Annotated in this window: 10 protein-coding genes; 5 read left to right on the forward strand and 5 right to left on the reverse strand. The window is 72.5% G+C overall.

Annotation, left to right across the window (positions count from 1 at the left end):
- Positions 1-365: 365 nt before the first annotated feature.
- Complete coding sequence (locus tag ASC56_RS01415; RefSeq protein ID WP_055489626.1) at positions 366-2,033, reverse strand: NAD-dependent malic enzyme; 1,668 nt, start codon at positions 2,031-2,033, stop codon at positions 366-368.
- Between the two features lie 246 nt (positions 2,034-2,279).
- On the opposite strand from ASC56_RS01415, the gene ASC56_RS01420 reads away from it, so the two are divergent.
- Positions 2,280-2,948 (forward strand): hypothetical protein, encoded by a 669-nt coding sequence (locus tag ASC56_RS01420; RefSeq protein WP_055489251.1) that lies wholly within the window; start codon positions 2,280-2,282, stop codon positions 2,946-2,948.
- Positions 2,949-3,230: 282 nt separating this feature from the next.
- Positions 3,231-5,243: a glycosyltransferase family 39 protein gene (locus ASC56_RS01425; RefSeq protein ID WP_234376811.1), complete on the forward strand. Its 2,013-nt coding sequence runs from the start codon at positions 3,231-3,233 to the stop codon at positions 5,241-5,243.
- A gap of 6 nt (positions 5,244-5,249) precedes the next feature.
- On the opposite strand, the gene ASC56_RS01430 is transcribed toward ASC56_RS01425, so the two are convergent.
- Positions 5,250-6,050 carry an SDR family NAD(P)-dependent oxidoreductase gene (locus ASC56_RS01430; protein WP_055489627.1) on the reverse strand — a complete coding sequence of 267 codons (801 nt, stop codon included), beginning with the start codon at positions 6,048-6,050 and terminating at the stop codon, positions 5,250-5,252.
- A 274-nt stretch (positions 6,051-6,324) separates the two neighbouring features.
- Between ASC56_RS01430 and ASC56_RS01435 the strand changes: the two genes are divergently transcribed.
- Together ASC56_RS01435 and ASC56_RS01440 are read left to right on the forward strand one after the other, a co-directional pair.
- Positions 6,325-7,230 (forward strand): hypothetical protein, encoded by a 906-nt coding sequence (locus ASC56_RS01435; protein ID WP_234376812.1) that lies wholly within the window; start codon positions 6,325-6,327, stop codon positions 7,228-7,230.
- A 142-nt stretch (positions 7,231-7,372) separates the two neighbouring features.
- Positions 7,373-8,272 carry a class F sortase gene (locus ASC56_RS01440; RefSeq protein WP_063784904.1) on the forward strand — a complete coding sequence of 300 codons (900 nt, stop codon included), beginning with the start codon at positions 7,373-7,375 and terminating at the stop codon, positions 8,270-8,272.
- A gap of 35 nt (positions 8,273-8,307) precedes the next feature.
- Here ASC56_RS01440 and ASC56_RS01445 read toward each other — a convergent pair whose 3' ends face one another.
- The 3 genes from ASC56_RS01445 to ASC56_RS01455 all read right to left on the reverse strand — a co-directional run bounded on the left by ASC56_RS01445 (position 8,308) and on the right by ASC56_RS01455 (position 12,006).
- A complete protein-coding gene (locus ASC56_RS01445) occupies positions 8,308-9,555 on the reverse strand; it encodes a hypothetical protein (protein WP_055489254.1) in 1,248 nt (415 codons plus the stop codon).
- 192 nt (positions 9,556-9,747) lie between these two features.
- Positions 9,748-10,470, reverse strand: a complete 723-nt coding sequence (locus ASC56_RS01450) for a DUF4232 domain-containing protein (protein ID WP_079102262.1) — start codon at positions 10,468-10,470, stop codon at positions 9,748-9,750.
- Positions 10,471-10,620: 150 nt separating this feature from the next.
- On the reverse strand, positions 10,621-12,006 hold the full coding sequence (locus ASC56_RS01455) for a serine/threonine-protein kinase (RefSeq protein WP_055489255.1): 1,386 nt from the start codon (positions 12,004-12,006) through the stop codon (positions 10,621-10,623).
- On the opposite strand from ASC56_RS01455, the gene ASC56_RS01460 reads away from it, so the two are divergent.
- A complete protein-coding gene (locus tag ASC56_RS01460; RefSeq protein ID WP_371330017.1) occupies positions 12,005-12,604 on the forward strand; it encodes an RNA polymerase sigma factor in 600 nt (199 codons plus the stop codon). The two genes, ASC56_RS01455 and ASC56_RS01460, sit on opposite strands and share 2 nt — an antisense overlap.
- The last annotated feature ends 63 nt before the right edge of the window (positions 12,605-12,667 follow it).

The raw sequence follows: 12,667 nt of genomic DNA on the forward strand, positions 1-12,667 counted from the left end.
CCACCTCTCGTCTTGAATCTCCGACGCCCCGGACGGCGGTTCCGTCACGCCGCGGCTCGGCGACGCTCGAAACGGCATCCTACGAACAGGGATACGCCAGGTGTCGGCACTGAGAACGTAACCCTACATGCCGTAGGATCAAGGTCGCGCAGCCCACGGCGGTGAGGACGACGCCGCTCCGCCTCTCCACGCTACGTGAAAACGCCACGGCGGGAGCCGGACGCGCAGGTCACCAGCGACTGCCGCCATGGCAGGAACATGGCGAGTGCCGTTGATCACGATAGAGTGCGCCGGGTCACCTCCGCCGGGCGGCGGAGGGGACACGGGGTCACGCAGCCGGCCGTGGGTCGCGCGGTGCACCGGCCTCAGTAGACCGGGTAGTCCGGCGTCCACTGAGTCTGTGCCACCGCCTGGCGCAGCTCGGCCTCGGTCGCCTTCGGGGCCACCCCGTCCTCGACGGCGGCGAGCGCCGCGGCCACCGCGATCTCCCGTGCCGCCTCCCGCATGCCGCCGAGCGGTGGCAGCAGCGGCGCGGGTCCCGGGAAGCCCGCGGCCGCCTCGGCGGCCCGCCGGGCGACGGCGCGCGCGGCGGCCACCAGCATCCGGTCCGTGACCCTCGTCGCTCCGCCGGACGCCACCGCCAGCCCGATGGCCGGGAAGATGTACACGTTGTTGGCCTGCGCCACGGGAACCTCCCGGCCGTCCACCTCCAGCGGCGGAAACGGCGAACCGGTCGCGATCAGCGCCCTCCCGTCCGTCCAGCGGGCCAGGTCCGCCGGCTCGGCCTCCGCGTGCGAGGTGGGGTTGGACAGCGGGAAGACGACCGGCCGCTCGCACGTCGAGGCCATCTGCCGGACGATCTCCTCCGTGAAGGCGCCGTGGGCCGTCGACAGCCCGATCAGCGCCGTCGGCTGCACCCGGCGCACCACCTCGGCCAGCCCGGTGCCGTCCCAGCCGGCCACCTCGTCGTCGGCCCGCGCGTACACCCGCTGCTCGTCGCTCAGGTCGGTGCGTGAGGCGACGAGAAGCCCGTCGACGTCGACGAACCAGAAGCGCCGGGCCGCCTCCTGCGGCGAAAGTCCCTCCTCGACGAGGGCGGCGCGGATCATGTCCGCGACGCCCACCGCGGCCGAGCCCGCTCCCAGCACCACCAGACGCTGGTCGGTCAGCGGTGTCCCGGCGACCTGGCACGCGGTGGAGAGCGCGCCGAGCACGACCGCCGCGGTGCCCTGGATGTCGTCGTTGAAGGTGAGCAGCCGGTCGCGGTAGCGGGTGAGGATCGGCCGGGCGTGGACCGTGGCGAAGTCCTCCCACTGCAGCAGCGTGCCCGGCAGCTCCGCCTCGACCGCCGAGACGAACGTCTCGATCATCTCGTCGTACTGGGCGCCGGTGAGCCGGTGCTCCCGGCGGCCCAGATAGCGCGGGTCGGCCAGCAGCTCTTCGTTGTCCGTGCCGACATCGAGCAGGATGGGCAGGGTGCGCGCCGGGTGGATGCCGCCGATGGCGGTGTAGAGGCTCAGCTTGCCGATCGGGATGCCCATGCCGCCGACCCCCTGGTCGCCGAGGCCGAGGATGCGCTGGCCGTCGGTGACGACGATCACGTCCACGGAGCCCTTGTGTGGACGGTTGCGCAGGATCTCGCGGAACCGGTGGCGGTCCTCCCAGGTCAGGAAGAGACCGCGGGGGCGCCGGTAGATCTCGCTGAAGCGGCGGCACGCCTCCCCGACGGTGGGGGTGTAGACGATCGGCAGCAGCTCCTCCAGATGGTCGGTGACCAGACGGTAGAAGAGCACCTCGTTGGTGTCCTGCAACTGCCGCAGGTAGATGTGCCGGTTGAGCGGTCTGTCGTAGCCGAGGAACGCCTGATGGGCGCGGGCGGTCTGCTCCTGAAGCGTCTCGACGGCGGGCGGCAGCAGCCCGTCCAGGGCGAGCGCCTCGCGCTCCTGCCGGGTGAAGGCGGTCCCCTTGTTGAGGAGCGGGTCGGCGAGGATCGCGGCGCCGTGGGCGGTGGTGGGTCCGGTGAGGTGGGTCATCGCACGGTCCTGTGAAGAGGGGTCGAGGAGGCTCTTCCCGCTGCCCTGGACGAGTACCGTCCATCCTGCCGAGAAGATGTCTTCCTTCACCTGTTCGCCGGACCGGGGCGGGGCCCGAGCCTCCTGGGCACGCGCGTGCTCCGGACGCGCGTGCGCTGGGATCGGCGGGCCGGCGGATCGAGCGGATCGGCGGGGATCGGCCGGATAGGAACCGCCACGGCGTACCGCGCGGGTACGTTCGCAAGCATGTCGATCATCCACAGGACCACCCTGACCCCCGGCAAGCTGGAGCTGCTCACCTCCTGGCTTCCCACCCAGCCCTGGTATCTCGGCACGGGCCGCGAGCCGGTGCTCTCCAAGAGCGGCGGGTTCCGGCTGGACGACCCGCGGGGCGAGGTCGGGCTCGAGTTCATGGCGGCCACCGACGAGTGCGGCGACCGGCCGGTCACGTATCACGTGCCGCTGAGTTACCGGGGCGCTCCCCTCGACGGAGCCGACGAGGCGCTCCTCGGCACCTCCGAGCACGGGGTGCTGGGACGGCGATGGATCTACGACGGGACCCACGACCCGGTGCTGGTCGCCCAGTTGCTGGCCCTGCTCCAGGGGCGCGCCGAGCCCCAGGCCCAGAGCGTCAACGACACCCCCGACCCCTCCGTCACCGTCCACTTCGCCGGCACCGGCGTCGCGACCGGGGTCGTCTCGTCGACCGTGGTCAACGGCCCCCACGACACCCGCCTCACCGTGAACACCGCGTCCGAGCCCGCCCGGCGGCTCACCCTCCAGGTGACGCGCGTCCTGCGGCCCGGCGAGGGCGCCCCGGCCGACGCCACGGGCCACGTCACCGCGCACTGGCGCTTCCCCGAGGACCACGAGAACCGCGCCGTGTTCGCGCTCCTGCACCCCACGGCCTCCTGATCCGGCCGGGCCCCCCAGGACCCGGCCGGCATCGTCCGGCCCTCCGTCACCGACAGAGGGCCGGGCGTCGCAACCGGGACGCAACCCCCTGGTCACCCCCTGGCCTTCCGCACGTCACGCGCCCGACCGATGGGCGCAGGTTCTTACCAAGACCCTGTACAGCTCATGCAACGCGGTCCGGAAACGCCTACTTCTTCGTAGTCGGATCGTACGGTCGCACGTTCCGCTGAGCCGGACCGACGCGACCGTGAAGCAACCGCGGGAGTCCTGGAAGGCCCATCCATGCTCAGCCCCCATTCCGAGCCGACTGCTCCACCCGAGGCGAAGCCGACGACGGGCTTGGCGACCGCGATCCCCGCGGCCCGCTCCCGGGACGGCGGACCGCCTCCGGCACGCGAGCCGCGGGCACCCCGGCCGTCCTACGAACTGCCGGTGCTGCTGCTCATCGCGGCGGTCGCGGCCATGCTCTGCCTGTGGGGCATCGACCACAGCGTCTACCACGTGTTCTACGCGAGCGCCGTACGCAGCATGACCGACAACCCGGTCGCGTTCTTCTACGGCTCGTTCGACCCGGGCAACTCGATCACCCTCGACAAGCTGCCCGGTTTCATGTGGCCGCAGGCCTTGTCGGCCCTGCTCTTCGGGTTTCATCCGTGGGCGCTGGTGCTTCCGCAGGCGATAGAGATGGTGGCCTGCGTCCTCCTGCTCCATCTGCTGGTGCGCCGCTGGGCCGGAGTGATGGCGGGACTGCTGTCCGCCGCGTTCCTGGCGCTCACCCCGGTGACGGTGGGCCTCGGCCGGTCGATCGTGGAGGACGCGCCGTTCGTCCTGCTGCTGCTCCTGGCCGCCGAGGCCACCCAGCGGGCCGTCGAGCGGGCCCGGCTGCGCACCCTGCTGCTGGCCGGGGTCTGGGTCGGGGTCGCGTTCCAGTGCAAGATGGTGGAGGCCTGGGCGGTGCTGCCCGCCCTGGCCGTCACCTATCTGGTGGCGGCGCCCGCCACGCTGCGGCGCAGGGCCGGGCATGTCGCCGTGGCCGGCGTGGTGACGCTGGCGGTGTCGGCGTCCTGGATGGCCGTCGCGACGCTGACCCCCGCGCAGTCCCGCCCCTACATCGACGGCACCACGGACAACTCGGCCTACAGCATGGTCGTGGGCTACAACTTCCTGACCCGGTTCCACTCGGTCGGCGTCGACGCGGCCAGCACGGGCAGCGTCGTCAGCGGCCAGGCCACGCATCACGCGAGCGGTGCGGGCCACCCCTCCATGGGCAACAGCGTGTTCAAGATGTTCAGCCCGGGACTGGCCACACAGACGGGGTGGCTCTACCCGCTGGCGGCTCTCGGCCTGGTGTGGGGTCTCGGGGTCCTGTGGCGCCGCCGCGCCGCCCGCACCGACCGTACGCTCGCGGGGTACCTGATGTGGGGCGTGTGGCTGGCCACCTTCTTCGCCGCGTTCAGCTTCGGCAGCGTCACCGGTCACACGTACTACATGGGTGTCGTCGCCGTCGCGCTGTCGGCGCTGAGCGCCGCCGGGCTGGTCCGGGCCTGGCGGGCGTACCGGGACGGCGGACGCCGTGCCTGGGTGCTGCCGGCGGCGACCGTCGCGAACGTCGCCTGGTGCGTGGTCCTGACGCTGTGCTACCCGCACTTCCTCGGCTGGCAGGCCTACGCCTCCATCGCCCTGTGCGTCCTCTTCCTGGCGCTCGTCGGTCTCTCCCGGATGCGGGCGGTCCACCGGCAGCGGATACTCGCGGCCGGTCTGGCCGCCGGTCTCGCCTCGCTGCTCCTCGTACCCGCCGTGTGGTCGGCCTCGGCGCTCTCTCCGCGCTACAACCAGGCCGGCGGCATGGGAAGGGTCGGCCCCAGCAGCCGCCCCGGCGGCGGCGGACCGTCCCGGCTCACGCCGGAGCGCCAGCGCTTCCTGGCCTACCTCACGGCCCATCGGGACGGGGCCAAGTACCTTGCGGCGGTGCCCGGTTGGGCCGATGCCTCGGCCTACATCCTCGCGGCCAACGCGTCCATGCTCCCCATGGGCGGTTTCACCGGACAGGTTCCGTACCCGACGCTCGACCGGCTCCGGAAGCTGATCGACTCCGGGGAGCTGCGGTACGTCGCACTGAAGCACCCCCGCCCGGCCGGGAAGCACCACACGACGACACCCCCCATGCCCTCGGTCACGCGCTGGGTCACCTCGCACTGCACGGCCGTACCGCCGTCGGAATACGGTCCCGGTCGCCATCTGCCCCTGCTCTACCGGTGCGCCCCGGCAGCGGGAGGTTCGTCGCAGCGCTCCTGAGCGGCCCTACCGCGGCTCCGGGCGCTGTCGCACGGTCTGGCGGAATCCGGTGTTCACGGCGAGCAGTCCGCCGTCGACGGGGAGGGTCGTGCCGGTGATCCACGCGGCGTCCCGGGAGGCGAGGAACGCGACGGCCGCCGCGATGTCCTCCGGCTCGCCGACCCGGCCCAGCGGGTAGAGTCCGCTCGCCGCGGCGAGGTCCGCGTCGCGGCCCTCCCACGCGGTGGTGCGGACCGTGCCGGGCGCAACGAGGTTGACGCGGACCCCGCGCGGGGCCGCGTGCCCGGCCAGGGTACGGGTGAGCGACATGAGGCCCGCCTTCGCCGCGCTGTAGGCGTGGTTGCCGAAGTCCTGGATGCCGTTCACGGAGCCGATGTTGACGATGGCGCCGCGTCCTGAGGCCACGAGGTGCGGGAGGGCGGCGCGGCTGCAGCGGTACGCCCCGGTCAAGGTGAGGTCGAGGTCCCGCGCCCACACCTCGTCGGGCTCGTCCTCGAAGAGCGGGGCGTCGGGCGTGCAGCCATACGCGTTGTTGACGAGCACGTCCAGTGCGCCGAAGGCGTCCACGGCGTGGACGACGGCCGCCTCCACGGACGCGCGGTCCGCGACGTCGCACCGGAATGCCATGGCCAGCCCGCCCCGTTCGCGGACGGCGTCCGCGGTCTTCTCGGCCTCCGCCGCGTCCACGTCGGTGACGAGCACGCGGGCGCCCTCCTGTGCGAGCCGCCGGACGGTGGCGGCGCCGATGCCGCGCGCCGCACCCGTGACCAGGACCCCGTATCCCTCGAAACGCCTCATGTGATCCATGCCGTCGACGCTACTGCGCCGACGGCTGTACGAGTCGCGCACGCGAGTTCGATCAGCGCCGCGGGTACTTCGGCCCGCACCTCGGGTACTTCCGACTCCTTCGGGGCGGCGCCCAGGTCCCACCATGAGCGCGCTTCTGACAGCCGGTCAGCAGATGGGAGTCGCAGGGATGCGCTACGCGAACTGATGGCACGTCATCGAACGTGTGTGGGAGGCGATTCCGTGTCGGACGGCGCGCTCGGGTCGGCGCCCTGCGTGGTGAGGGTTACTGCTGATGGGGGTGCTGCCGACCGGGTTACTTTTCGGCCTGGAGGCACTCGGAGGGAGTACGGGTTGGCTCGGTTTCCGTGTCCTGCGGTGGTGGGGCGGGGTGATCGGGTTGATGGTGATCCCGGCGCTGCTGCGATTCCGCTGTGCCGGCGTGGTGCCGGCCTTCGTGGCGGCGGCGAAAGGAATACCTCTGATGCGAGTGACCCGCACCATGTTTGCCTCCGCGGCGGTTGCCGCGGCCGTCGCGTTCTCCGCACCCGCGGCGCATGCCGTGTCGATGACCGCCGAGCTCCGGGCTTCGGACGGCGGTCATTCCCACGGCGGCGAGGGCCACGACTCTTCCAAGGGCGAGGACTCCGACGAGGATGGGCACGGCTCGTCGAAGGACGAACAGCGCGGTGACGAGTTCACCGGTGGCGGCGCCGAGGCCTCGGCCGAGGGCGAGGACGGCGGCCGGTCGAGCGAGAAGCACGGTTCGTCCGAGAAGCACGGTTCGTCCGAGAAGCACGGTTCGTCCGAGAAGCGCGGCTCGTCGAAGAAGCCGCAAGGTGGAGTGCACGCCGGTGGCGGCGCGCTGGCCCTGCGGTCGGGCGACGACGGCGGCCGGCCGAACGAGAAGGAGGAGTCGTCGAAGGACGGTCAGGAAGGTGGGGAGCAAGCCGAGGGTGGCGCGCCTTCCATGGCGGGGGCCGAGGAGAACGGCGGGAGCGAGGAGCACGGGAGCCAGGAGCACGGGAGCGAGGAGCACAAGCAATCGAAGAAGCCGCGCGGCGGTGTGCACGCCGGTGGCGGCGGGCTGGCGCAGTCCGGCAGCGGTCTGGCCGCGGGTTCGGTGCTGCTGCTCGGCGGTCTCGGGGCCGGCGCGTACATGCTGCGGCGTCGCGTCGCCTCGGGTGCTGCCGGTGCCTGATCGGCTCGTGCTCGCCGGTTGCTGTACGGTCGCGGCCGCTGTCGCTCTGGGAAGGGTGACGGCGGCCGCGGCTGTGGCGGCCGCCGGCCGTCGCCCGGCCTCCTGATGTCCGACCGCCGCCCCCGCTGATGAAAGGCATTGCATGATGGCCCTCTCGCCGCCGCCCTCGCCGGATCAGCAGCGCAGCAGACCCGCGTCCCCTTCTGTCGGCCGTGCTCTGCTGTGGCCGGCCGCGGCGGTGGGGCTGGGCGCCCTGCTCATCCACAACTCACTGACCACCCCGGCGGATCCCAAGCCGCCGACCTCGCCGGCGGCCGTCGCCCCGCTCATGGAAGACACCCCGCCCGCGCTGGTCACCCCGCCCGCGCTGCCCACCTCGGCCCCGGCAGTCACCCCGCCCGCGCTGGTCAGCCCGGCAGATCCGGACCCGAATGCGACGGCGAGTCCTGCGGGGCAGGCGCTGCCGCGGTCGGTACCGAAGCGGATCGTGATTCCGCAGATCGCGGTGGACGCGCCGTTCACGGAGCTGTCCCTGGGGGCCACTGGGCAGTTGAACCCGCCGCCCGTGAACGACAAGAACCTGGTCGGCTGGTTCAAGGACGGGGCCTCGCCGGGCGAGCGGGGGGCGTCGATCGTGGTGGGTCACATCGACACCAAGACCGGCCCGGCGGTGTTCGTGCTCCTGCGCACTCTCAAGCCGGGCAGCACGGTGGACATCACCCGTGCGGACGGAGTGATCGTCCGCTTCAGGGTCGATTCGGTCGGCACCTTCAGCAAGGCCGCCTTCCCCGACGACCGGGTCTACGCCGACACTCCCAACCCGCAGCTGCGGTTGATCACCTGCGGCGGCAACTACAACCGCGGCGTCCACGACTACGAGGCCAATGTGGTGGTCTTCGCCCACCTCGACTCGGTCAAGCGCCCCCGTGACAGGACCGTGCACCGGCACGGACTGGTGCCGCACGACCGCCGGACGCCACCGCAGCTCCCCCACGCCTCCTCGCAGCCCCCGAGCCCGAGCGCCACGACCGCCGGCGGCTGATCCCAGGCGGTCGTGCTCACCCCGGTTCCCGGCCCTCAGCCCGCGCCGGCCGACCCCGACGCGGCCGTGCCGAGGAACTCCGCCCAGCCGCCGAGCGGCGACTGTCCGGGCGCGAGAGTGCGCAGCTTCCTCAGGACCGCCGGGTCCTGGGCCTCCAGCCACTCCACCAACTGGCGGAAGGACACGAGTCGCACCTCGTCGTATGCCGCGATCCGCTCGAACGCCTCCTCCACGGCGTCCATGTAGATGCCGCCGTTCCAGCGCTCGAAGTGGTTGCCCACGAAGAAGGGGGCACGGTTGGTCTCGTAGGCGCGCCGGAAGCCTGCCAGGTAGGTGTCGCGGGCCTGGACGCGCCAGGCGTCGTACCGGGAGCGGTCGCCCAGGGGGTTTCCGCCGGACTGGTTGAACATCATGTTGTAGTCCATCGACAGGACCTGGAAGGAGTGCCCGGAGAACGGGATGGACTGCAGTGGGAAGTCCCAGATCCGGCCGCCCTGCACCTTGCCCGGCCACGTCTGCAGGCCGCCGGGCGAACTGGCGTCGTACTTCCAGCCGAGGGCGGCCGCGGTGGGCAGCAGACTGGACTGGCCCTCCAGGCAGGGGGTGCGCCCGCCGATCAGTTCCCTGCGGTAGTCGAAGGGCAGCGGGTCGAGGTCGGTGAAGCCGGTGTTGGTCTTCCACTCGGTGACGAAGCGGACGGCCTGGTCGATCTCGCTCCGCCACTCGGCCGACGACCAGCGGCGTACTCCGTCGCTGCCGCAGAAGTGGCCGTTGAAGTGGGTGCCTATCTCATGGCCCTCCAGCCAGGCGGCCCGCACCTGCTGGAGCGTGGCGTGGATGTGCCGGTCGGCGAGGTAGCCGATGGCGGAGGCGCCGACCGGGTGCTGCGGCGGACGGTAGAGGTTCTTCCTGGACTCGGGCAGGGTGTAGATGCCGCTGAGGAAGAAGGTCATCGACGCACCGTGCCGGGCCGCGACCTCGCGGAAGCGGGAGAAGAGCCTGTTGCTGAGTTCGCCCGCCCCGTCCCAGGAGAACACCACGAACTGCGGGGGCCGCTGACCTGGCTTCAGCCGCTCCGCCTTCGGCTGCTTCGGCTGGGCGCCGGTGTCGGCTGTGGAGCCGTCGCCGATGAGCTTCAGGGGCCGGGCCTGTGCCGTGCCGGGGCCGTCCGAGGGGCTCGCGCCGCCCACGGACAACCCGCCGCCCGAGCAGGCGGACAGCGCGCCCAGGGCGCCGGCCGTCGCCCCAGCGGTCAGCAGACGCCTGCGTGAGATGCCGTTCATGTTCGTCCCCGGTCTCCTCGTCGTGCGGCTCCGTGCGGAGCCTTCGTGCGGTGTGGGTCGACGGGTTCGATGGGCGGGGGCGGCGGAAAGATCGGGGCGCCCGGGACGTGTTGCCGTCCTGTGACACTTGTCGCGGCTCCATGACGAACCCCGCTGCCCGGGAGCGGACAGCGGGGTGCGCGACAGCGGGGATCAGACGCCGGTGCCCGCCCTGAAGACCGTCAGGTACACGGACGAGGAGTTGCCCGAGACGGGCACCGCGCCGCCCGTCCAAGTCACCTTCAGGGAGGCCTTCTCATCGGGCGGCGTGATGAGGATCGCACTGGGCGTGGCCGCACTGGCCCCGCTGACCTGCGGGTTGGAGAAGGTCAGGCCGGCCCAGGCACTCCTGCCCGGAGCCAGCGTGATCCTCGCGGGGCCGCCCGGGCCGCGCTTGGGGTCCGGTCCCAGTTGCTTCCCGGAGGCGTCCACGAAGGCGGCGCCGGGGTAGCCGTCGATCGTGCAGGTGCGTCCGGAGCGGTTGGTCAGGACGAGAGGGAAGTTCTCCTGCCCGGCGCCCGGGTTGTTGGCGCCGACGGACGCGCGCAGTTCGGAGGTGTGGCAGCGGGTGCTCGCGGCGCCGCTCCCGGTGGACGAACCGGAGGACGTGGAGTGAGCACCGCCCGTGCCGGCTGAGGCAGTGGAGCTGCCCGTGCCCGTCGCGGTGGCGCCGTCGGCGGACTGGTCACCGGAGGCCGGTTGGGCCGTCCCGGGCAGCTTCTCGGGTGCACTGGTCGGGCCGTGGCCGCTGCCGCACGCGGTGAGCAGACCGAGGGCGGCCACCGCACCCAGCGCCGACACCGTGCGTCGTGCCGTCAGGAAGGGGGGTGTGCCGTCGGGTTGCGGACCCGTTGTGCCGCGCCGGAAGGTCACCATGTCCATGCTCCTTGAAACTCACCGCGCGCCGGGCGCGTGTGGACGGTGCCGTGTGCTCCGTCATTCCTGTCCGATGCGCGCGCGGGCGGAAAAGTTCGCGCGTGTCTCGTGGGGCCGCGATGGGGCTGGCGCCCACCGCCGTGCCGTGGGTCAGCGGGTCACCCGCAGCGAGTCCAGAACACGGCCGGTCGCGTCGTTGCCGCCGGCCTGGCGTACCTGTACGTACACCTGGGGATCGGCGGCACCGTCGGCCGGAGTGAGGGCGGCCTCCGCGACGGAGCCCTTGCCGCCGGCGCAGTCGTTCCAGGTGCGTATCCGTCCCTGCCAGGCCGTGCCCCGGTATGCGCGGCTGCCCTCGTAGTGACAGCCGGCATGGTCGAGCGCGCGCACCTTGGCGCTGAGGTCCCCGTGCTCGCTCAGCCCGATGAACGCGCCGTTCACCTCGGTGCCGAGGTCCTGCCAGCGCGCCAGGCCGTCGGCGACGGCCAGGGCGGGTTCATGGCCGTCGGGCAGGCCCAGCGCCTTCGGGTTCCAGCCCGCCTCGCGCAACTGACGGCCCCAGGACGCGGGCACGGCGGCCTGGATCCGCCCGGTGGCGTCCTGGACCCTGACGTCCGCCGCGGCGCCGGGCTGGCGGAGCACCAGCGTGGTGGCGGCCGCGGCCGTGCCGGCGACGGCGACGGCGGCCACGGCGAGCACCAGGGTCCCCCGACGGCGCCGCGGCTTCCCGGGGGCCGACGCCAAGGGCGCTTCCGCGAGCCGGTCGAGCGTGTCGGCGAGGGCCTCGGCGGTCGGCCAGCGGCGGTCACGATCCGGTTCCATGGCCCGCAGCAGCACCCGCCGCACCTCGGGCGGCAGGCCGGGACGGAGCCGGTCGGGGCGCTCGACCTTGCCGGGCGGGGCCGGGATCGTACCGGTGACGAGGTGATAGCCGAGGGCGCCGAGGCTGTAGACGTCGGCGCGCGCGTCGATGCCCGTGCCCGGTTCGGTCTGCTCGGGCGGCGCGTACCCGGCGGAGCCCGCGGCCATGGTCAGCCCGGAGGCCTGGGCCAGGCTCTTGGCCAGGCCCAGGTCGGCGAGCAGCAGCCGGGTGGAGCCGTCGGGCGCGCTCCGCAGCAGGACGTTGGACGGCTTGATGTCCCGGTGGACGATCCCGGCGTCGTGCAGGGCGGCCGCGGCGCGTGCGGCGAGAGCGGTCAGGCGCAGGGCCTCGGCCACGGGGAGCGGACCGTCGGCGAGCCGGTCGGCGAGGGTGCCGCCGTCGGCGTACTCCATGACGAAGTAGGGCCTGCCGTCAGGGAGCTCACCGATGTCGTAGACCTGGACCACCCGGCTGGAGCCGGCCCGGCGCAGCAGGCGTGCCTCGGACAGGAAGCGCTCCCGGATGTCCAGCCGGTCGGCCCAGTTCTCGGCGAGCACCTTCACGGCGACGGGGGCTTCCAGGACGTCGTCGTGGGCGAGCCAGACGACGCCGAAGGCGCCGCCGCCCAGGCGTCGTTCCAGGCGGTAGCGGTCGATCCGCTCCAGGGACTGCATGCGACTATCATGCCTGGTATCAGATCGGCATCGAGGGGAGCACCCAGTGGGGGATGCCGCGGACACCGAGGAACTCGCTCGGCGCGCGGCGGCGGGTGACGGGGCGGCTCTGGACGGCCTGCTCCAGCGCATCCGGCCCGAGGTGGTACGGCGTTGCGGACGGTTCCTGCCCTGCCGGGAGGACGCCGAGGAGGCGGCGCAGGACGTGCTGTTGCAGGTGGCGCGGAGGATCACCACGTTCCAGGGCCGCAGCCGCTTCAGTACCTGGCTGTACACGGTCGTCGCCAACTGCGCCCGGCAGAAGTACCGGGAGCTGAAGCGGCGGGCCGTCGAACAGCCGGCGCCGATCGACGCGGCACAGCACGTGGATCCCCGGACCACCAGCGTGATCGCCGGGTCCCGTGTCGACCTGCTGGAGGCCCTGGAGCGGTTGGAGCGCGAACACCCGCATCTGGTGGCGCCGTTGGTCTACCGGGACATCTGCCAGCTGGAGTACGCGGAGGCCGCCGAGCGCGTAGGCGTCCCGCTGGGCACGCTGAAGTCCCGGCTGCACGAGGCACGCAAACAGGTCAGGCCCTGGCTGACCGGCACCGTGTGAGGAGGCCGGATCGCCCGCGCAGGGGCGGTACGAACGCCGTGTACCGCCCCTGTCGTGCACTCG

The organism is Streptomyces sp. TP-A0356, from assembly GCF_001417775.1.
GTDB lineage: Bacteria > Actinomycetota > Actinomycetes > Streptomycetales > Streptomycetaceae > Streptomyces.